Genomic DNA, 19,740 nt, shown 5'->3' with positions numbered 1-19,740 from the left:
TTTTACCTTATACAACGCACGGCTTACTCTCTGCTCCACACCCAACGACAGTGAGAAAGCACGATGAAAGCGATCATTGACGGTATTTTGAAGTTCCAGCAGGAGGCGTTTCCCGAGCGCATCAAACTGTTTCGGGATCTCGCCACCCAGCAAAGCCCGAGGGCGCTGTTTATTTCCTGCTCCGACAGCCGGCTGGTGCCGGAGCTGGTCACTCAACGCGAACCCGGCGATCTGTTTGTGATCCGCAACGCCGGCAACATTGTGCCGTCGTACGGCCCCGAACCGGGCGGTGTTACCGCCTCCGTGGAGTACGCCGTTTCCGCCCTCAGGGTCGCCGACATTGTGATCTGCGGTCACTCCGACTGCGGCGCAATGACGGCAATTGCCACCTGTCAGTGTCTGGATCATATGCCCGCCGTGGCCAGCTGGCTGCGATACGCTGATTCAGCGAAGGTCGTGAATGAGTCGAGGCAGCATGCGGATCGGCCGACGAAAGTCGCGGCGATGGTGCGTGAAAATGTGATTGCGCAGCTTGCCAATATTCAGACGCACCCCTCTGTTCGCCTGGCGCTTGAAGAGGGCCGCGTCACGCTGCATGGCTGGGTATATGACATCGGCAGCGGACGCATTGACGCCTTCAATGGCCGGGAATTCGTCTCCCTTGCAGAAAACCCGGATGTTCATGCTGTTTTCCAACGTACCAGGCGTGTTGCCTGAAATACCTATCAACAGGAGATAAAATAGTGATCCAGACTCAAGTTACCCAGAGCGCCCGCCAGGTGCTTACTGAAACCATCATTCTGGCGAAGGCGCGCAAAAACCTCTCCTATGCGGAGATCGTTGATGGCACAGGGCTTTCCGAAGCCTTCGTTGTTGCCGCATTGCTCGGCCAGCACCCACTTCCGGAGAGTGCCGCGCGCGTCGTGGGCGAGAAGCTTGATCTGAATGCTGATGAAATTACGCTACTACAAACGGTGCCGGTTCGCGGAAGCTTTGGGGGCGGCGTGCCCGGCGATCCGACCCTCTACCGTTTCTATGAAATGATGTCGGTCTACGGGCCGACCCTGAAGGCGCTGGTTCATGAGAAATTCGGCGATGGTGTGATCAGCGCGATCAACTTCAAGCTGGACATCAAAAAAGTCGACGATCCGGATGGTGGCCATCGCGCCGTGATCACGCTGGATGGCAAGTACCTTCCCACCAAACCTTTCTGATCCTCCAGGCCTGCGGCTTCTGCCAGCCGATAACGGACGGGCATCCTGCGAGGGATGCCCGGAGACTTACAGGCCCAGCGCGGATAATCCCGGATGATCGTCCGGGCGACGTCCCAGCGGCCAGTGGAATTTACGCTCGCTCTCTTTAATCGACATGTCATTGATACAGGCGTAGCGATGGTGCATCAGCCCGTCTTCGCCAAACTCCCAGTTCTCATTACCGTAAGAGCGGAACCAGTTCCCGGAGTCATCGCGCCACTCATAGGCGTAGCGAACAGCGATGCGATCGCCGTCAAATGCCCACAGTTCCTTGATCAGTCGGTACTCCAGCTCTTTTTTCCACTTACGCTCAAGAAACGCTCTCGCCTCTTCACGATTATTGGCAAACTCCGCCCGGTTGCGCCATTTGGTATCCAGAGAGTAAGCAAGCGACACTTTTTCGGCGTCGCGGCTGTTCCAGCCATCTTCAGCAAGCCTGACTTTTTCAAGCGCTGACTCGCGGGTAAACGGCGGCAGTGGCGGACGGATAGGTGAATCGGACATGGTGCTGCCTCCAGCATAAGTGGACAGGTGAGTGTTTCATTTTTGGAACGCAGATCCCGGCTACGGGATCTGCTTTAGTAATAGCTGAGCGATATCTTTTGCCTCATCGGCGGCGCGGTAATCGCCCATCACGCGCGACATGGTGATGGCGCCTTCAATCAGTATCAGTAACTGCCTCGCCAGCGGTAATGGCTGATCCGCATTTAACTGCCCGGTAAGTTCAACCAGGTAGTCGAGCAGTTTCTGTTTATGCAGCCTGGCGATTTGACGAACCGGATCGTCCGCATCCCCCACTTCGCCCGCGGTGTTAATAAACGCGCAGCCGCGATAGCCTTCCGACTCGAACCAGCTTTTAAGCACGGTAAAGATATTCAGGATCCGCTCGCGCGGCGTCTCCGCTTTGTCGCACTCACGCCTGAACCACGCCATCCAGCGCACATCACGCGCATTAAGCGCCGCGGCAGCCACCTCATCTTTGTTGGTGAAATGGTGATAAATACTTTTGCGCGCCACGCCGGACGTCTTCACCAGAAGCTCCATCCCGGTGGCATGAATACCGTTCTGATAGATAAGCTCTTCAGCGGTTGCGAGAATTTTCTCGCGTGTGTTGGTCATGTTTTTGTTCATGGGTTGATGGTAGAACGATCGTTCTACTTTGGTCAAGCGATAACGTATACGCTTTTTGCTGCTCACGGGAAGAGATTAATAAAAGGCTTTTAAATCAAGGGTGAAGAATCGGGTTGCCATAAATTACTTATGCACAGGGTAAGTACGGAGCGGATATTCACGCTCCGGCGGGATTTTTTGGAGACATAGAACGGCAGTACGGATGGTGGGTTGATGAAAGGCAGGACGGAGAGAAGTCGCGGCTGTTTCCAGTGAAAAGCCAACGTTTGCCTAGTCAAAGCGATTGTTATAGTAGATTGTTACTATCACGGAGATTACTAGTAATGCAAACTAAATATGGTAAATGCCAATGGCTTCTATAAATGCACAAACTTGGTAGAAAAACTGTGGCAAAATGAGTTAAGGTATTACCTAATGTAAAAAAATAAACACTATTATGATAGGAGATAGTATGAGCAAGATTGAAACTACAGCTATTAATCTCACTAAGGGAGATATAAAGTTCTTTTTAACTTCATTAACTACTAATGAATTAATGAGCACGTGTAAAATCTCACGTGTCAATGAAAAAGCTGAGCAAGGATTCCAAAGAACGCTAGACACTGCACGAGCCAGTAAAATAGCAAAATACTTAAATGATGGGAAAGTAATCCCTGGCGCCTTAATCCTATCCTGTCAAAGAGATAGTGACGTCGAATATGATGAAAAAACGCAAAAATTGATTATAACTAGGTCTGAAGGTTTGTTCATGGTTATCGATGGACAGCATAGGTTATATGGTAGCTATATTGCTTACAAAGAAGATGATAAAACCAGAATCCCTGTATGCATTCTATCTGGATTAAATCGCCAAGAAGAAATAGAATATTTTATAGATATCAATTCAAATCAAAAAGGTGTTCCTAAAACATTGAGAATTGAATTAACCAAATATCTTGTCGAGGAAGGTTCACTTGAAGGTATCAGACTAAAGTTATTTGATGATTTAAGTGATAATTTAGACTCCCCTTTATCAGGTAGATTAAGTGCCTCACAAAAAGGTCGGGGCTATATTACCCACGTTCCTTTTCAAGCTGCTTTAGATCGAGTTCTGCAGATTTCACCTTTAAAAGACTTGCCATATGATGACAAATTAATTCTTATTAAAAACTATCTTTTTGGTGTCAAAGTAAACCTTGTCGAAGTAGGAAGCCAAGAAAAGTTATTTCAAGCCACTTTCTTTCAATCGATATTTAGAGTTTTTGAACAAGCGTGTTCAATAGCAATGACTATTGGCTCTAATTATAAAAAAGAAACTTTTGTATCTTTGTTTAATGTGCTTCAGAAAATAAACTATGAATTGCATTCAGGCACCAACGATCAAGCAATTACTGCACTCGAAAAAGACATTTCTGCCCTATTAGATATTGAAGTCAAAATTAAAATCTCCAACAGGAATCTATTCTAATGGGAAAAATATCCTCTCTTATCGCTAGTGAGATTGAAGACAGATTATTATTTCTTTTAAAGAAATCCAATATCGACGGGATAAACACTGAACGGCCATCAATAAACAATGGCTTGAAAATGACCCTAATCAGAGATCAGGCTCTTGAAGTAAATATAATATCGGAAAAAATTTATTTTAATGATACTACTGGAAAATCAGTATATGAAGCATTACTTTATGATTATGCTATGGGACACTACAGGCGCACTAAGCAGAACGAAAACCTCATTCAATTAGTTAGTGAAAAACCAACTTGTAATCCAGTATGGCCTCTTGTTACCGCTTATTATTGTGCTTTTTTTTGCGCAATCGATATTGGTAGAATCTTTAACAAAATAAATATAAATTTCGACAAAGAGCAAATTTTAGAACTGAATAGGCGCTCCCGGACTAATGACAAAAGTGTCTCGTCCCAACGTGGGTTTCTCGGTGAGATTGATGAGGTAAACAATACTATCTCCTTAAGCTCCAACAATGAAAAACCTCATGCATACGCATGGTTCCAATTTGAGAGCACAATCTTAAATATTGCTTATAAAAATAAAAAGTGGATAGAACTGAAGACCATGCGAGAAATAATAAAAGGCTCAAAGTATAATAATCATGGGAATAAATGGCTGAATCTAAGTGATACCAGAAACAAATGGAACTATACTGACCCATTGCTTTTTCATGAAAAAGGCGACACTTTAGGAAGTGATTTCATGAAAATAATTAGGAATGAAATAAGTGCAGAGGAATGGCTGGCAGGAGCTAAAACCAAGACTGATGAAATGAGCAATGCTACATCTATTGCGTGTTTCTACAAGATTTTGTATGAGGCAACAACCAAAGCTTATAATAATATTCTTCTTGAATAATGTTTTTAACTTGAATTGCCAAATAAATAGTTTCCACTGTGATTATACCCAGCGCATTTACTTAAATATATATCTGTGACTTTTTCACGAGTATGGCTTTGGGTATTTTTATAATACATTTTTCTTTTGATTTACTTCCCAGCATCCCGCAAGAATCAATTTGCGTCAAATCCTTGCATAAAGCCGACATTAGTTACGCCTGAATCCTGAACGAGGACTACCAGATCCGCAGCGACTAACTTCTCAGCAAAAAACAACATTTTTACGACTAGAGAAATGTAAAACAGGAAGAGAAAAAAGCCGACCCCGCAGGGCCGGCTTTTATGTATGTCAGAGCTTAAAGCTGCCAACCACGTTTTCGAGCTGGACGGTCTGCTCTTCCATCGATTGCGCAGCGGCCGCAACCTCTTCCACCAGCGCCGCATTCTGCTGCGTGGCGCTATCAAGTTGGTTGATGGCGATATTGATCTGGGCAATCCCGCGACTCTGTTCATCGCTGGAAGAGCTGATTTCTGAGATCAGCACGCCCACGCCCTCTACTTTCTCCATCAGGCCGTCCATTGTTGCCCCGGCCAGACGAACCTGCCCGCTGCCCTGCTCAATGCTGCTCACCGACTCTTCAATCAGTTTTTTGATCTCCTGAGCCGAGCGGGCACTGCGCTGCGCCAGAGAACGAACTTCACCGGCCACCACAGCAAACCCACGGCCGTGCTCGCCCGCCCTGGCTGCCTCTACAGCGGCGTTAAGCGCCAGGATGTTGGTCTGGAAGGCGATGCCATCAATCACACTGATGATGTCCACCACTTTAGCGGAGGAGTCATTAATGCTGTTCATCGTGGAGACAACTTTGTTGACCACGCTGGCCCCCTGTTTTGCCGCCGCTGAAACCTCTTCCGCCAGTTTGTTCGCCTGCAATGCGTTCTCAGCATTAAGGCGCACGGTGCTGGTCAACTCTTCCATCGACGCTGCCGTTTCCACAATCGATGCCGATTGATCTTCGGTGCGCGAAGAGAGGTTAAGGTTACCGCTGGCAATCTGGCGCGAAGCGGACGAGATCGCCAGCGTGCTGCTCCCGACCTGCTGCATCAACTCATTAAGGAATGAAATAAACTTATTGAAGTTGTTAATAATCGCATTAAATTCCGGGCTCTTACTTTGCGCAAGACGCTGCGTTAAATCCGCACCGCCGCTTGAGAGCGCTTCAATATTACGGTTGAGCAACGTCACATTATGGAAAATATTGCGCACAATAATCATCATGATCACGACGATAAGAAGTCCGATAATCGCCTGTACGATGGTGAGCTTGGTCATAATGGCGTCAGAAATACTCACCAGCTGGCTGCTCGGAATATCAACCGCCATAAACCACGGGCTGCCGCTAATAGGCAGAACGAACAGCGAATGCGCGCCGTCTTCACCGTCATAACTTCCGCGCACTTCCGTTGTTTTACCCTGCCCTAACAGGCTCATTAACGGCGACGCCGCCGGAATACCGAGATCGCGGACATTTGAGAGCGCGGGTTTATCCTGTACGGAAGAGCCATTGCCGACGATTTTGCCGTCCGCTTCAACAATCAGGACGCTGCCATTGACCGCTTTGCCCATGTCGACAGCCAGCTGGTTAAAGAAGCCCAGCGTCACGTCAATGGTCGCCACGCCCCAGACTTTGCCATCTTTCCAGATCGCCATGGCACAGTTAGTGCGGGGCTGTGGGCTGGCCGCATCCTGGTAGGCTTTCGCCCATGCACACTCGCCTTTTGGCGCATTCATACCGTCTTTATACCAGGGTTGCTCCCAGTATTTAGCCGATTCCGGCTGGTTCCATACGGTGTTGACTTGCAGATTGCCGCCGCTGTCGCGGGCATAGAAAGTACTGAATTTGTCCCGCGCCGGATCGCGCTGACCAGGCAGAGGCCAAATCCCACCGCCGAATACGTTGAGATCCCCATACTGGTTAACCAGATGCGGTAATAATGCGTCGATTTGCTCGCTTTGCAGACCGACAACCAGTTCAGTAATTGAGCGCTGCTGAGCCTTAACCCGGTTCATCTGCTCTTTAATGGCATTACTTTGTAATTCAACCGTCGCCTGAATATTTTTGGTTTCGGTTTCAATAATCTGCGGAGAAACGAATAGCTTGATAACAATATAGGTAACGATCAATAAGATAACGAAAAAGCTTATAAGTAACAGGCCTATTCGGCCCTGGGTATTTTTCCATGTCATATTAGCGGCACTCATTGGGGTTGTTATTCGATCTAATATCGACATTCCGTTGAAATGCTTTAACTCACCCGGCGCCACTATTTCATTTCGAAGCACATTTAATCGGACAAACTATTTTTTGAGAAAAAAACGTTATGTCGATCACATTTTATAAATGCGCTTTAAGAGTTTAGCCGCGAACCAGAAGCCGCACCTGCTTACTGCGATAACTCACATAATGTTGAAACTCGAAGCCGAAACGCTCGGCTAAATAGTTTGAGCGTTGGTTTTCTTCAGCAATGATGCAGCAGACAGGCGAAGCGAGTGTCTCATCGGCCCATCGTAAAATTGCTGCCAGCGCTTCAGAGGCATAACCTTTGCCACGGACTTCCGGAATCAGTGTCCATCCCGCTTCCGGGTATGCCAGCTTCGGCGTGGTGTCGCGATGCGCATCCTGAAAGCCAAACGCACCGGCATACTGGTTCGTTGCTTTTTCAAACACCGCCCAGTAGCCATACCCTAACGCCTGCCAGTGCCCGATATAACGTAATAAGCGAGCCCAGACCATCTCTGCCGTCGGGATCTCGCCACCGCTTATTTTTGCCATTTCCGGGGTCGACCAGCACGCCTGGAGCGCCGGAAAATCATCGAGGGTAAACTGCTTTAAAATCAGGCGTTCTGTTTCAATGTAAGGTGCTTGCTGGTGTGCCACGGTTACCCCTTATGCGGGTTTTATGATGTGGCTACGTTATCACCAAAAACGAAACACCCACAATGAATTAACATATCAGCAACAACAACCTCTACTGATCTCCAGCCGACTGCATCAGTAGGCAGAATGCCCGGATCTTTCAGCCATCTCCGGCAGCGTGGTCTCCCCCTGCCCGAGGGTGCGTTGCATCATGACGGTATCGAGCCAGCGCCCATGTTTAAATCCCACCGATCTGAGTGTGCCGGTAAGCATAAATCCCGCCCCGCGATGCAGGGCAAGTGAGGCGGCGTTTTCGCTATTACCCACCACGGCGACAAGCTGGCGAAAACCGCTCGCTTCGGCCCATGCCACCGCACGCGAGAGCAGTTTTTTGCCAATGCCCTGCCCCTGGCAAGCGGCATCGATATAGACCGAATCTTCGAGAGTAAACCGATAGGCATGCCTTTCGCGGTAGCGCGCCAGATAGCAGTAACCGCGCACGTGGCCATCCACAATAGCAACAAACCAGGGCAGCCCGGCGGCCTGCAGCCTCTTGAGGCGGAATGCCATTTCTGCTTCATCGGGCGGTTGGGTTTCAAACGTGGCGCAGCCGTGTAATACGTGGTATGCATAAATTTGTTGTATAGCCGGGATATGTCGTTCTTCTGCCTGAATAATTTCCATCAGTACGGCTCCTTATTGCGTCTGAGAAAGAGACTATCCCCTGGCGATCATTTCAGACAGGCCACCGGGCTTATCAGCAGCATAAGGAAAACTTTGGCATGACAAACCTTAACCTCGACCATCTGGCCACCTTCAGACTGGTCATCAGCCGGGGCAGTTTCTCCAAAGCGGCGGAGGAGCTTGGCCTGACACAGCCCGCTGTCAGCCTGCAAATAAGACAACTGGAGCAGACGCTGCAGGTGCGGCTTATTGAGCGAACCGGCCGGGGAATCAAGCCCACTGCGGCTGGCATAACGCTTTGCGAGCACTGCCAGAAAATAGCGGCAGCGGTAACCACCGCGGTGGAAGCGGTCTCGCTACATTCAGATGAGATCACCGGCACCGTCACCGTTGGCACAGGCGCAACGGCCTGCATCCATCTTTTGCCGCCGATATTGCAGCAGTTGCGCCAGACGCATCCGCTGCTGAAAGTGAATGTGCGCACCGGCAACACCTCAGAGATTGTCCGCGGCGTCGAGGAGAACCGGATCGATATCGGCCTGGTCACACTGCCAGCAGCAGGCAAAAGCGTGAGCGTTAATCCACTCTACAGGGATGCGTTTGTGGTCATCATGGAGGAGGATTTATCCGCGCGATCGATGAAAGCGCTTTCTCCTGACGATCTCTTATCGCTGCCGTTGATTATTTTTGAATCAGGAAGCGGAACGCGCGCGCTGATTGACGAATGGTTCCGGCACGCAGGCCAGCTTGCCAGCCCGGTGATGGAGCTGGGCAGTATCGAAGCGATCAAACGAATGGTGCGATCCGGGCTGGGTTACAGCATCGTTCCCCGCATCGCCGTAGCAGCCCGTGAAGAGTGTGAAGGACTCAGCGTATACCCGCTGACGCCCCCGCTTCAGCGAACGCTTGGGACTGTTATGCGTGAAGACAGGATCGTCAGCAGGGGAATGAACGAAGTGCTGAAAAAGCTCGCTGAATCCTTTGTCAAAAAGGAGAGCTGATGGCATCGCGTGGGCTGGCACGGCTATTTCTGGCGGGAGATGAAAACCGTCATCGCTGCCGCCGCAAGCAGTAATACTCCACTGAGGGCAAACGCACTTCGCCATCCCAGTATGTCAAATGCAAGGCCCCCTGCCGTTGAACCCAGCGCGATAGAGAGCTGAATAACTGCCACCATCAGCCCGCCGCCGGCTTCTGCATCGTCGGGCAGCGTGCGCGCTATCCACGTCCACCATCCCGTTGGCGCAGCCGTCGCAAGCCCGCCCCACAGGCTGAGCAAAAAGGCTACCGTCCACACGCTCTGCGCGGTGAGCAGCAGCGTGCCGGCAATGGCGGCCATCAGCAACGGGATGAGGATTAACGTCAAATAAAAGCGGGCGTTCAGGGCGCTCGATACGAGCAGAGTACCGACAAAACCGGCAATCCCTATCGCAAGCAAAATCCACGAGAGGCCAGATGCATTCACCCTGGTCACGCTCTCCAGAAACGGCCGCACGTAAGTGAACAAGGCAAACTGCCCCATAAAAAAGAGCCCGCAGGCCAGCAGCCCAACAGGAACGATGGAAACGCGGAGCAGACGGAACAGCGATCCCTGCGGCTTGCGTTTTGTCTCGCTCTCCATCGACGGCAGGCTGATGCATTGCCAGATAAATGCGGCTATCGCCAGCGGGATCAGACACAGAAAAGCACCCCGCCAGCCAACGGTTGCGCCCAGATAGCTGCCAAGCGGCGCCGCGACAACGGTGGCCAGCGCGTTGCCGCCGTTAAAAATTGCCAGCGCGCGAGGAACCTGATGTTGTGGCACCAGCCGAATAGCGGTCGCCGCCGACATCGACCAGAAGCCCCCAATAACAACACCGATCAGCGCCCTGCCCAGCATATAAACCGGGTAGACGGGTGCCAGCGCGATAATTGCGCCTGAGATTGCCATCAGCGCCGTCAGCCCCAGCAGAAGATATTTACGGTTGATGCCTCCGGCAAGGCGCGAAATCATCAGGCTGGTCACGACCGCCAGCGCACCGGAGATGGCAATTCCCTGCCCTGCCAGCCCTTCGCTGATGCGCAGATCGCTGGCAATCGGAGTCAGCAGGCTGACCGGCAAAAACTCAGAGGCGATCAGCACAAAGACGCAGAGCGTCATGGCGAATACGCCTCCCCAGTGTGCGGAGCTGTTACGGTACGGAAGAGTTTCGGTGGACATTATCAGCCTCTTTTTATCGCGATCCGGCGCAGCCGGAACCGACGCTATTCAGGGAATAACGACATACGGTGTGAATAAGATGAGCGTGAGGCAGCCTGTGCGGCCTCACATCAAAGAGATGAGAGCCACCCGCGCAGAAGGGGTGGCTCAATAAAAGCGTCAGTTCAGTGCGTTATTTTAGATAGGTCTTAAAAAACGCATCGAATTTAGCAAACGGGATTTTCCCGGCCGCGTTGTCATATAAGTCGACATGGTTTGCCCCCGGAATAACCACCAGCATTTTATCTTTGCTACCGAGAGCCCTGAAAGCCTCTTGCGCAAAATAACGCGAGTGGGCTTTTTCACCGGTGACGATAAGCGCAGGAATAGTGACTTCACTGGCATAACTCAGCAGTGGCATCGTCATAAATGAGAGCGGCATTGTCGCATTCCATGCGCCGGTTGAGTTGACCGAACGCGGATGGAAACCACGCGGCATGCGGTAGTAATCAAAGAACTCTTTCAACACCGGGTTGGGATTGGCAGGCAGCGTTTCCGGCAGAATACGCTCAGCGGCGGTCACGTTGCGCTTCTCATCGACGTAAATGTCATGCCCGCCCGCTGCGAATGTGCCGTTTTCCGCATCTTTCCAGCGCTGGGCGTTCAGATACTGCAACACAGCGCGGCGATCCGCCGTCGTGTAGCGATCTTTGCCATCACCTACGCCATGCCCCATCGCGCGGCTCATGTCATACATCACGCTGGTGGCCACCGCTTTGACGCGGGTATCCATCACGGCATCGTTCAGTGCCATGCCGCCCCAGCCGCAAATACCGAGCAGCCCGATGCGGTTGCGATCCACCTCTTTTTGCAGACCCAAGAAATCAACCGCCGTGCTGAAATCCTCAGTATTGATATCCGGCGAAGCAACATTACGCGGGTAGCCACCACTTTCCCCCGTGTAGGAGGGGTCGAACGCGAGAGTGATAAAGCCCTGCTCCGCCAGTGTCTGCGCGTAGAGGCCGCTGGACTGCTCCTTAACCGCGCCGAAAGGCCCGCTCACGGCAATCGCCGCCAGTTTGCGATCGCCACGATCCTTCGGCAGGTAGAGATCTGCCACTAAGGTGATCCCGTAGCGGTTCTGAAAGGTCACTTTACGGTGATCAACGTTCGTGCTTTCAGCAAAGGTTTTATCCCACTTTTCGACCAGCGAAACGGGGGCGTTCGGATGGGTTGTATCAGCGTAACTGATGGTTGTGACTCCACTTAATGATGCGCATAACAGCATGGCAGGAAGCGCGGCTGTCAGCGTGCGGGTGAAAACAGTCATCAAAATGCTCCTGAAAAACGGCACAGCGAGCGCTGTCACGTGGACAACGCGGCTGCGCCTGGTTGGAATGCGCTCATTATAGTTAGCAGTAATCGTGCTGATTAGAGGCAAAAGAGTGCTAGAATTGATACCAATTTGTTATGAATAGCGACGGGCAAAAGCATGGCGAAACGGGAAAACTATAACGATCTCTACCTCTTTATGCTGGTTGTGCAGGAGGGGAGTTTTACCGCCGCGGCACAGCGCCTTGGGCTGGCGCAATCAGGCGTTAGCCGTGCGGTACGCGAACTGGAGGAGCGACTGGGCGTCCAGCTTCTGGTACGTACCACGCGCCGATTATCGCTTACCCACGCCGGTGAACAGCTCTATCGGACCGTCGAATCGGGTTTTGATGCATTAGATATGGGGCTCGCCACACTGGCTCACTATCGGCAGACGCCCTCCGGCACGGTGCGCATCAATGCCAGCCAGCACACCATCGATAAAGTGCTGCTACCGAAGCTTGCGGTCTTTAAGCAGCGCTACCCCGATATCCGGCTGGAGCTCATCAGCGAAAGCCGCTTTGTCGACATTATTGCCGAGAGGTTTGATGCTGGTGTTCGTCTCGGGCCAGAGGTGGGCAGTGGCATGATTGCGGTGCGCATTTCACCTGACATGGAGATGGTCGTGGTCGGCGCGCCGGACCATTTTCGTCGCTACGGCTTCCCGCAAGATCCCGCAGATTTAGTGGCGCACCCCTGCATCGCTTATCAGTTCGGCGATGGTAGCCTGTATGGCTGGGAACTCCAGCGCGAGGGTAAAAAAGTGACCCACCAGCCACAGGGACAGTGGGCGTTTGCTGACAGCTATATGGAAGCGAAAGCCGCGAGGCTCGGCCTGGGGCTGGCCTATGTTCCACAAGAGCTGGTCGCTGACGAGTTAGCGCAAGGTAAGCTTATCCGTGTGTTGCAGCCTTACAGCCAGCGTCTCGACGGTTCGTTTCTCTACTATCCGCACCGCAATGTCTCGCCCGCTCTGCGCGCGGTGATTGATACATTGCGGATCTGAGGGTGCCGGTTTTAACCGCAAACGCCTATCGGAGGACGCACCGCGTTGAAGATAAAACAGCCCTCGTACTGATCTTTGGCTGTCACGGTTTCACGCTCAAAGGCATGGTGCCATGCGATGCAGGTATCCGGTATTTCTGCCGCGGTAAGCAGAGTGCAGGCAGCATCACCGCACAGAGACTCTGCGGATTGTGGGTCGGTAATGTGAAAGCTAAAGGGGGATAAATCATTGTGTAAGGCGCTGCCACTGCGGGCAAGCTGAGCCACAGAGTGACTTTGCCCGGGAAAAACCTCTTCGAAATATTCTCGTACAGATTTCAGCTTTAATGCTGCCCGCTCACGGCTCCCGGCTCGTTTTATATGCAGGTTATGCAGCATGATCAGCATCCGCTGCCGGGGGTAGGCTGAGGTTAAGGCAATTAACTTTTCAGCCATGCTTGCGTCACGCCAGGCAAAAAGCGTACCCGCTGATTTGGCGCTGGAATAGTCATCTGTTTCCCGGTGCCGGATTGCGTGCCACTGCTGGGTGAAATCGGTTAAAGGTCTGCGAGGAATGGGGTCGATGCCCAGACAGGGAATATCTCTTGAGATAGCCCATGCCAGTAAGCTTACGGTTTCCTGAGTGCGTAATATTTTGGGGAAATTCTTCAGTCTGCCCAAGGCAGATTCGTTGTGTTGATGAGAAAACAGCATCCCTGTACTGTCAGCCTCAAATATCAACACTGCGGCGTGATCAAAATAGCACGCCGCGATCTCCTCTCTTAACTGCGTAAATTCCGCTACACCATGGATGGACTCGCCCAAAAAAATAAACCGTTTGTCGCGAAAAAGCCGTTGCTCGTTACGTGCATAATCCGTGGTTCTGATCATCAGAATGCGTCTCCTTCCGGGATATTCACGCTCTAACCTTAACGTTATGAGGCGGCGGTGTCGTCCGCCATGCTCGCCTGGGATGCAAACGCCATTTAAGGTGCGATAGCGACGCTGGCGGATAGCCCGGCCACTAACACTACGCCCTCAGGGATCCTGTCTAACTGGATACGCACAGGTACCCGCTGCGCAAGCCGCACCCAGTTAAAGGTTGGGTTAACCTCCGGTAGCCCCAGCCCGCCGGTTTCGTCATTGCTATCGCCGATCCCGCGCCCGATACTCTCCACGTGTCCGCTAATCATCGCGTCATACCCCATCAGCGAAACCTGCGCACGGTTGCCAACCTGGATATGTCGCAGCCGGGTCTCTTCAAAATAACCGACCACCCAGAAACTGTGCGCATCGACAATGGCGACTTTTGTCTCCCCCGCCGTGGCATAGTCACCAGGGCGGAGCCGCAGATGCGTGACATAACCTGCAACCGGCGAGCGAACGGTGGCATGGGATAAATTCAGCTGCGCCAGCTCCAGCGCAGCCAGCGCGCCCTGATAATTAGCCACCGCGACACGTGCCGCGCTGCGTGTCTGCTGGATATCCTCGCCGGAAATGACCTCTTTGATTTGTGCACGTCGGCGCGCCGCATCCTGGCGCATCAGCATCTCATGACGTTTTGCCTCAACGTCGGCATGCGCGCTGAGCACACTCAGCTTCAGCCAGTGCGGATCGATAACATAGAGAGTATCGCCCCGGTTAACCCACTGATTATCGCGCACCATCACACTGCTTACCGGCCCGGAGACATCCGGCGCAATCTGCACCACATCTGCACGCACCCGCCCGTCGCGCGTCCACGGCGTCTGTGCGTAATGTTTCCAGAGGATAAACGCCACAAGCGTTGCCACCGCGACAGCACTCAGCGTCACCACATAGCGTCCCAGTAAAGAGAGTAAAGATTTCATACGAGTAACCCCAGGGTGGTCAGGCCCTGCAACAGCAGGAAAAAGGTAACGATATAGCTTGAGAGATCGAGCAACGGGCGAAACGGCAAACGGCGGTAAAGCCTGCTGTAGCAAAGTAGCGGCACGAGCAGCAACGTGCAGACCAGCGCGATAAGCGCCGTTACCAGCAATCCGGGGATAAAAACGCCCCCGATATTAATGTCATTAATCATTGGCGGACTCCTCGTCCTGCGCGCGTAACGCGCAGTGCAGATCAACCAGCTTGTCGACAAACTGGCGCGATGGCTCATCAGTTGCACGCAAGCAGCGGCCTGCGATCGCGACGATGCGCTCACGCAAGGCTTCGGTTTCAGTTGTGCGGGTTAGGCGATACAGCACTTCGTTGATCTCACATCTCACAGGCGAATCGCCGCGGCGCAGGTGGCGGACAGAAAGACCGATGCGCAGAAAGTGCAACAGATGATCGAGCGCCCGTGCTGATGACGCCCCGCTGCGCGACAGGCGCGGGATCAGCAGCGCGGCCCGATCAATCATCAGGTTGGTCCAGTGCGCCTCATCGCTGGTCACCACCCCGCTCACGCTGCGGCGAATATCGCGCTGGCAGAGCTTCAGCAAACGACTTATCGCGGCGTCTGCCTGCACGGTTTGCAGCAGGCTCATGCTGATAAATGCAAAGCCGGTCGCTATAAAGAGCGCGATTGCGGTATTCGCCGCGACGGCAAAGTCACCGCTGTAGTGCGCCCCCAGTTCGCATAACACCGGCAGCGTCAGCGTGATGCCCATTGCCATAAAGGTGGTGGGTGGCCGCGCCTGCAGTGACCCGGCCAGCAGATAGACCGGTGCAAACACCGCAACCAGTACGGCGAAATCGCTGATTTGGGGAAGCAGGAGAAAGCTATAGATCAGGCTTATCAAAACGCCCCAGATGGAGCCGATAATGTATTTCAGAATATGGGGTGCCGGCGTGTCGAAGCTGCCAAACAGCGTGCAGCACACTCCAAGGATAGAGACCGCCGTACCGCCCTCTGGCCAGGCTGAGTAAATCCATACCAGACAGCCGCTCAGGATGATGGCAAAGGCGCCCAGCGCCGTGCGGGCGGCCGTAAGCGGATCGCGATGAAAAACATACCCTTTCAGCGCGTGGTTTTCTGTTGGCGCAGGCACTGGCCTGGCGTGATGGATGGCGGTAGAAAGATGCTCACACTCGTGTATGAGGGTTATCGACTCCGTGATATAGCGGATCATATTCACCACCAGCGCGTCCTCAAATGTCTTTATCTGCGCCGCGCGCCGCTGCGCCAACCGGGCGCTGCGTTTTCGTAGCGCCTCTGCCGTGCTTTTACGCTGCCCGGCATCATCACAGATAAGCCAGGCCTGAACGTCATCCAGCAGCAACTGAATATCGGCTGGCATGCTGGCAATCATCTGTATGCGATCGCGTAATTCACCGTTGACGATGACCAGCCGCGCCAGCCTGTCATGCAGGGCTTTCCTTGCCTGGCGCACCGGCACCGAAAGGGCAAAATCATAGGGAATATGGTGGCTGATGCCCTGCAGAAATTGCAGGTCCAGCGCCAGATGCAGCGGCCCTGACTGCGCAACGGGCTTGCCTGACAAGGTGTCGGCGATACGCTGGCGCGCCGAGTGCAGGGTCTGCGCTAATGTCGTGTTGAACAGCCCGGAGATCCGGCGCGGAAAAACGTATCGGTGGATCAGCGCGGCGCAAAGAATGCCGATGGTGATCTCCTGCACCCGAATGATGGCGATGTCAAACACCGAGCCAGGATCGGAGACAGCGGGGAAACCAATCAGGCTTGCGGTATAGCCGGCCAGCACAAAGGCATAGGCGCGGGGCGTGCGTTCCAGCAGGGATAAACAGAGGCAGAAGGTGATCCAGCCGGTCAGCATCACGCTACATAAAATGGGCATGTTCACACATGTCGGCACAATCAACACCGTCGCCCCTGCCCCCACGACGGTGCCTGCCAGGCGATAGAGGCTGCGGCTTAGGGACGCGCCCACCGAGGTTTGCGAAACAATATAGACGGTGATGATTGCCCAGGAGGGTCGCTCAAGACCGATCGACAGGGCAACGTACCAGGCAAGCATCGCGGCGGCAAAGCTCCTGACGGAGTAAAGCAAGGCGTGGGCATCGCTCAGCAGCGTCGATGCAAGCCTGCGTCCTGATATGCGGCTGATCAGATTCACGGGAACTATGTGACGAAAGGTTATTTTGCTCATACCGGGCATTATTTCCGGTTTGCGCAGGTCACTAAATACCCTATTCTGTCAAAAAATACCTAAATGTTGCCAAAGTGATGATGCCCCGACTTGCTCATACTCTGTTTGATCCGGACAGCACCTCCGGCCCGGCGGTTGCACGCCATATTGATTTCGTGGATTACGCGGCTGAAGTGCCGGTTCATACGCACCGCAAGGGGCAGCTGATCATTGCGCTGTACGGCGCGGTAATTTGCCGGGCGGAAAATGATCTCTGGATCGTGCCACCAGATTGCGCGATGTGGATCCCCGGGGGGATCGCGCATAGCGCCAAAGCGACCTGGAATGCGCATCTCAACTATCTGTTTATTGAACCAGGTGCCGCTGCGCTGCCGGAGAGATGCTGCACGCTGGCGATTTCACCGCTGATTAAAGCGCTGGTGGAGCGCTTAACTCATGAAGAGGTGGATTGCGCCGCACAGAGCCATGCCGGCAGGCTGACCCGCGTGACGCTCGATGAGCTCGCCACCATGCCGCAGCAGAAACTGAGCCTGCCGGTGTCATCGCATCCAAAAATCCGCGCCATGGCCGATGCGCTGGTCAGCCATCCGGAAGATCGGAGCACCTTTAAAAGCTGGGCAAAGCGGCTGGCGCTCAGCGAGCGCTCTTTAGCCCGCTTGATGCTACGCGAAACCGGCCTGACCTTTGGAAGGTGGCGCCAGCAGCTGCATCTGATCGTTGCCTTGCGGGAGCTGGCAAGCGGAGTCTCGGTACAAAACGTAGCGGCCAATCTGGGCTATGAGTCGGTTAATGCCTTTATCACCATGTTCAAGAAAACCATGGGCAGCACGCCAGCACACTATTTTGCCGCAAAGAGAACGGCAGATCCCGCACCGTGATGTGCAGCGAGGTTGCTGACATTCGCCTTGGGCATAACGCTGCCAGCAAAAACCTGCCGCATAAGCGATTAATTGCAGGTAAGAAGTAAACCCGCCTCTGCCAGTGACCTTTGGCAACCCTCTCTAAAAGAGAGAGGAAGCAACACTTGCCAGCCAAAATTTACTGCACCGCCCAACGTCATTAATAAAACAGGCAGTGTGAATCCGCGATAATAGTTACTGTAATGACTTTTTAAACGGTTCTTGTTCACAACAGAATTCTGCACCTGTTTTTACCCGCCATTTCACTCTACCACCTGCACATATCGCAACCGAAACAGATAGTTGACCGCGAAATGGACGCCGAATTTTTCAGTTCAGTTGCCTTTTTCTTTTATCTTACTAAAGCAAAAAAACTTGACATAAACGACGATACGCATAAATTTGAGCGACCGCTCTAATTTTGCAAAAGGTTCTGGCGTGACCTGCAAATATTTACCTGGCGGGAAGATGACATTTATATGACAGGGGAATCATTCGTATGTTTCTTTTAAAACAGGCAACAAAATCCGCAACAATACGTAGGTTAACCTTATTAGCTTTGTTCTTTTTAACCCCTTCTTACGGCACTGCCGCGGCTGGAGTCCAGGATCATAAGACTTATCACATCGCCCTTTATCGCGGTCAGGCCGGATGCGCTGGCTGTTCCGAAATGGTCTACAAATCGTTGATGAAAACAGGGTTGCCGCTGGATATTACCTATGTAGGCGAAGCTGAAAAGCTCAAAGTGAATGAACAAACCTTGAGAAGTTTTGATATCTACGTTCAGCCTGGAGGAGGACAGGATATCCCGGGTTCTTATGAGGCACTCAGCGATGAAGGTGCCGAAGCTGTGCGTAATTTTGTAAAAAGTGGCAAAGGATTTATTGGTCTTTGCATGGGCGCTTACCTCGCAGGCAAAGATTGGATTGGGCTGGTCGATACTTCACTGGAGTCAGAAGTAGGCAGGCCGGGATCGCGCGCCTACGATCAGGGTGATTACACGCTGCAGATAGACTGGAATAATAAACGTGAGCCTTTTTACTATCAGGATGGGCCCTATATGGATAATGGCGATCCAACGGATGGGTTCAAAGCAATTGCCTATTATGAGAACGGCGATATCGCAATGGCACGCTATAAATACGGTAAAGGTACCGTGCTGCTTTCTGGCCCACACCCTGAGGCTGATAAAACCTGGATTGATTCCACAATGCCAGGCAACACCACTGCGGAGAGTAAAATGGCGCGTATTTTGTCTTATTTTGACATAAAAAAGTGATGACTCCCGCAAGGCATTTTGTCACCTCACCGGGAGCTTACTTTAAGTATCTCAAAAGAAAGCTCAGAAAGTTCGCTGATATAAACAGTGCGCTTTTCAGCAGTAAACTCAAGGATCAGCATACTGGAGTAACCATCTACTAATGCATTTATTTTCCGGGCAGAGGCTGAGGCGTCCTGGGTGAGGAACGCTTTTTCTTTAATGCCGAGATTAATAATTTCCTCGAGGATGCTTCTCCACCTGAGATATTGATTGTGAACTAATTGAGCATAATTATTATCGCGGGCGGCCATTGGCCAGAGTTCAAGATAGAGCAACCAGTGTGCGGAAGGTGCGTCAGGCAGCAGATATCGAATATAGTGGAGAACGTTCTCAGTTGCGCTTAAGACTTCAGAAGCCTGTAAAAAGCTATGGTATTCATTAATATCTTTATCCAGCATGTACTGGATAGCATCTATTTTGAGACTTTCCCAATCACGATAATAGTGATAGATGTGGCTTCGTGAAATATTGAGTTTTTGCGTTAAATCACGGGTTGAAACCTTATTCAACCCGTTTTCTTTGAACAGTTGCAGAGCTGTCATTTTTATCAGCTCAGAGAAATTAGGGGTTTTCAATAGG

General features: G+C 52.2%; 20 protein-coding genes. 8 read left to right on the top strand and 12 right to left on the bottom strand.

Features of this window, described 5'->3' with window-relative positions; genetic code table 11:
• Positions 1-63 precede the first annotated feature (63 nt).
• Positions 64-717, top strand: coding sequence for a carbonic anhydrase (locus tag IAE50_RS01865; protein WP_200579406.1), 654 nt, complete (start codon positions 64-66; stop codon positions 715-717).
• Positions 718-743: 26 nt separating this feature from the next.
• Positions 744-1,214 carry a cyanase gene (cynS, locus tag IAE50_RS01860; RefSeq protein WP_200579405.1) on the top strand — a complete coding sequence of 157 codons (471 nt, stop codon included), beginning with the start codon at positions 744-746 and terminating at the stop codon, positions 1,212-1,214.
• A gap of 66 nt (positions 1,215-1,280) precedes the next feature.
• Here cynS and IAE50_RS01855 read toward each other — a convergent pair whose 3' ends face one another.
• Both IAE50_RS01855 and IAE50_RS01850 read right to left on the bottom strand, forming a co-directional pair.
• Positions 1,281-1,757: a nuclear transport factor 2 family protein gene (locus IAE50_RS01855; RefSeq protein ID WP_200579404.1), complete on the bottom strand. Its 477-nt coding sequence runs from the start codon at positions 1,755-1,757 to the stop codon at positions 1,281-1,283.
• A gap of 60 nt (positions 1,758-1,817) precedes the next feature.
• Complete coding sequence (locus IAE50_RS01850) at positions 1,818-2,384, bottom strand: TetR/AcrR family transcriptional regulator (protein ID WP_200579403.1); 567 nt, start codon at positions 2,382-2,384, stop codon at positions 1,818-1,820.
• A gap of 451 nt (positions 2,385-2,835) precedes the next feature.
• Here IAE50_RS01850 and IAE50_RS01845 point away from each other — a divergent pair, with 451 nt between their 5' ends.
• Together IAE50_RS01845 and IAE50_RS01840 are read left to right on the top strand one after the other, a co-directional pair.
• On the top strand, positions 2,836-3,831 hold the full coding sequence (locus tag IAE50_RS01845; protein WP_200579402.1) for a DGQHR domain-containing protein: 996 nt from the start codon (positions 2,836-2,838) through the stop codon (positions 3,829-3,831).
• On the top strand, positions 3,831-4,733 hold the full coding sequence (locus IAE50_RS01840) for a hypothetical protein (RefSeq protein WP_200579401.1): 903 nt from the start codon (positions 3,831-3,833) through the stop codon (positions 4,731-4,733). The genes IAE50_RS01845 and IAE50_RS01840 overlap by 1 nt, the downstream gene beginning before the upstream one ends.
• A gap of 330 nt (positions 4,734-5,063) precedes the next feature.
• On the opposite strand, the gene IAE50_RS01835 is transcribed toward IAE50_RS01840, so the two are convergent.
• From IAE50_RS01835 to IAE50_RS01825, 3 genes are all read right to left on the bottom strand, one after another.
• Positions 5,064-6,962, bottom strand: coding sequence for a methyl-accepting chemotaxis protein (locus tag IAE50_RS01835; RefSeq protein ID WP_200579400.1), 1,899 nt, complete (start codon positions 6,960-6,962; stop codon positions 5,064-5,066).
• Positions 6,963-7,131: 169 nt separating this feature from the next.
• Positions 7,132-7,653 (bottom strand): GNAT family N-acetyltransferase, encoded by a 522-nt coding sequence (locus IAE50_RS01830; protein WP_200579399.1) that lies wholly within the window; start codon positions 7,651-7,653, stop codon positions 7,132-7,134.
• Positions 7,654-7,767: 114 nt separating this feature from the next.
• Positions 7,768-8,316, bottom strand: coding sequence for a GNAT family N-acetyltransferase (locus IAE50_RS01825; RefSeq protein ID WP_200579398.1), 549 nt, complete (start codon positions 8,314-8,316; stop codon positions 7,768-7,770).
• A gap of 98 nt (positions 8,317-8,414) precedes the next feature.
• On the opposite strand from IAE50_RS01825, the gene IAE50_RS01820 reads away from it, so the two are divergent.
• Positions 8,415-9,317 (top strand): LysR family transcriptional regulator, encoded by a 903-nt coding sequence (locus tag IAE50_RS01820; protein ID WP_200579397.1) that lies wholly within the window; start codon positions 8,415-8,417, stop codon positions 9,315-9,317.
• A 23-nt stretch (positions 9,318-9,340) separates the two neighbouring features.
• On the opposite strand, the gene IAE50_RS01815 is transcribed toward IAE50_RS01820, so the two are convergent.
• Positions 9,341-10,516, bottom strand: a complete 1,176-nt coding sequence (locus IAE50_RS01815; protein WP_200579396.1) for an MFS transporter — start codon at positions 10,514-10,516, stop codon at positions 9,341-9,343.
• Between the two features lie 172 nt (positions 10,517-10,688).
• Complete coding sequence (locus IAE50_RS01810; protein ID WP_200579395.1) at positions 10,689-11,825, bottom strand: alpha/beta hydrolase; 1,137 nt, start codon at positions 11,823-11,825, stop codon at positions 10,689-10,691.
• Between the two features lie 162 nt (positions 11,826-11,987).
• On the opposite strand from IAE50_RS01810, the gene IAE50_RS01805 reads away from it, so the two are divergent.
• Positions 11,988-12,872: a LysR family transcriptional regulator gene (locus IAE50_RS01805; protein ID WP_200579394.1), complete on the top strand. Its 885-nt coding sequence runs from the start codon at positions 11,988-11,990 to the stop codon at positions 12,870-12,872.
• A gap of 11 nt (positions 12,873-12,883) precedes the next feature.
• On the opposite strand, the gene IAE50_RS01800 is transcribed toward IAE50_RS01805, so the two are convergent.
• From IAE50_RS01800 to IAE50_RS01785, 4 genes are all read right to left on the bottom strand, one after another.
• Positions 12,884-13,741, bottom strand: coding sequence for an erythromycin esterase family protein (locus IAE50_RS01800; protein WP_200579393.1), 858 nt, complete (start codon positions 13,739-13,741; stop codon positions 12,884-12,886).
• 95 nt (positions 13,742-13,836) lie between these two features.
• Complete coding sequence (locus tag IAE50_RS01795; RefSeq protein ID WP_200579392.1) at positions 13,837-14,700, bottom strand: HlyD family secretion protein; 864 nt, start codon at positions 14,698-14,700, stop codon at positions 13,837-13,839.
• Positions 14,697-14,912: a DUF1656 domain-containing protein gene (locus IAE50_RS01790; protein WP_042712952.1), complete on the bottom strand. Its 216-nt coding sequence runs from the start codon at positions 14,910-14,912 to the stop codon at positions 14,697-14,699. The genes IAE50_RS01795 and IAE50_RS01790 overlap by 4 nt, the downstream gene beginning before the upstream one ends.
• Positions 14,905-16,941 carry an FUSC family protein gene (locus tag IAE50_RS01785; RefSeq protein ID WP_200579391.1) on the bottom strand — a complete coding sequence of 679 codons (2,037 nt, stop codon included), beginning with the start codon at positions 16,939-16,941 and terminating at the stop codon, positions 14,905-14,907. The genes IAE50_RS01790 and IAE50_RS01785 overlap by 8 nt, the downstream gene beginning before the upstream one ends.
• A gap of 77 nt (positions 16,942-17,018) precedes the next feature.
• On the opposite strand from IAE50_RS01785, the gene IAE50_RS01780 reads away from it, so the two are divergent.
• Together IAE50_RS01780 and IAE50_RS01775 are read left to right on the top strand one after the other, a co-directional pair.
• A complete protein-coding gene (locus tag IAE50_RS01780; protein WP_200579566.1) occupies positions 17,019-17,819 on the top strand; it encodes a helix-turn-helix domain-containing protein in 801 nt (266 codons plus the stop codon).
• Between the two features lie 520 nt (positions 17,820-18,339).
• Complete coding sequence (locus IAE50_RS01775) at positions 18,340-19,119, top strand: BPL-N domain-containing protein (protein WP_200579390.1); 780 nt, start codon at positions 18,340-18,342, stop codon at positions 19,117-19,119.
• A 26-nt stretch (positions 19,120-19,145) separates the two neighbouring features.
• Here the strand turns inward: IAE50_RS01775 and IAE50_RS01770 are convergent, their stop codons facing one another.
• Complete coding sequence (locus IAE50_RS01770) at positions 19,146-19,736, bottom strand: TetR/AcrR family transcriptional regulator (RefSeq protein ID WP_200579389.1); 591 nt, start codon at positions 19,734-19,736, stop codon at positions 19,146-19,148.
• Positions 19,737-19,740: the final 4 nt, after the last annotated feature.

The organism is Kosakonia sp. S42, assembly GCF_016624785.1.
GTDB lineage: Bacteria > Pseudomonadota > Gammaproteobacteria > Enterobacterales > Enterobacteriaceae > Kosakonia > Kosakonia cowanii.
This window is presented reverse-complemented; position numbering and strand designations above follow the sequence as displayed.

What these genes read in the sequence shown, in the direction of transcription:
- IAE50_RS01855 (WP_200579404.1), bottom strand. Translation starts at nt 1,757, where the DNA reads ATGTCCGATTCACCTATCCGTCCGCCACTGCCGCCGTTTACCCGCGAG.
- IAE50_RS01810 (WP_200579395.1), bottom strand. Translation starts at nt 11,825, where the DNA reads ATGACTGTTTTCACCCGCACGCTGACAGCCGCGCTTCCTGCCATGCTG.
- IAE50_RS01795 (WP_200579392.1), bottom strand. Translation starts at nt 14,700, where the DNA reads ATGAAATCTTTACTCTCTTTACTGGGACGCTATGTGGTGACGCTGAGT.
- IAE50_RS01850 (WP_200579403.1), bottom strand. Translation starts at nt 2,384, where the DNA reads ATGAACAAAAACATGACCAACACACGCGAGAAAATTCTCGCAACCGCT.
- IAE50_RS01835 (WP_200579400.1), bottom strand. Translation starts at nt 6,962, where the DNA reads ATGACATGGAAAAATACCCAGGGCCGAATAGGCCTGTTACTTATAAGC.
- IAE50_RS01775 (WP_200579390.1), top strand. Translation starts at nt 18,340, where the DNA reads ATGTTTCTTTTAAAACAGGCAACAAAATCCGCAACAATACGTAGGTTA.
- IAE50_RS01820 (WP_200579397.1), top strand. Translation starts at nt 8,415, where the DNA reads ATGACAAACCTTAACCTCGACCATCTGGCCACCTTCAGACTGGTCATC.
- IAE50_RS01825 (WP_200579398.1), bottom strand. Translation starts at nt 8,316, where the DNA reads ATGGAAATTATTCAGGCAGAAGAACGACATATCCCGGCTATACAACAA.
- IAE50_RS01780 (WP_200579566.1), top strand. Translation starts at nt 17,019, where the DNA reads ATGATGCCCCGACTTGCTCATACTCTGTTTGATCCGGACAGCACCTCC.
- IAE50_RS01840 (WP_200579401.1), top strand. Translation starts at nt 3,831, where the DNA reads ATGGGAAAAATATCCTCTCTTATCGCTAGTGAGATTGAAGACAGATTA.
- IAE50_RS01790 (WP_042712952.1), bottom strand. Translation starts at nt 14,912, where the DNA reads ATGATTAATGACATTAATATCGGGGGCGTTTTTATCCCCGGATTGCTG.
- IAE50_RS01865 (WP_200579406.1), top strand. Translation starts at nt 64, where the DNA reads ATGAAAGCGATCATTGACGGTATTTTGAAGTTCCAGCAGGAGGCGTTT.
- IAE50_RS01845 (WP_200579402.1), top strand. Translation starts at nt 2,836, where the DNA reads ATGAGCAAGATTGAAACTACAGCTATTAATCTCACTAAGGGAGATATA.
- IAE50_RS01785 (WP_200579391.1), bottom strand. Translation starts at nt 16,941, where the DNA reads ATGAGCAAAATAACCTTTCGTCACATAGTTCCCGTGAATCTGATCAGC.
- IAE50_RS01805 (WP_200579394.1), top strand. Translation starts at nt 11,988, where the DNA reads ATGGCGAAACGGGAAAACTATAACGATCTCTACCTCTTTATGCTGGTT.
- IAE50_RS01800 (WP_200579393.1), bottom strand. Translation starts at nt 13,741, where the DNA reads ATGATCAGAACCACGGATTATGCACGTAACGAGCAACGGCTTTTTCGC.
- IAE50_RS01815 (WP_200579396.1), bottom strand. Translation starts at nt 10,516, where the DNA reads ATGTCCACCGAAACTCTTCCGTACCGTAACAGCTCCGCACACTGGGGA.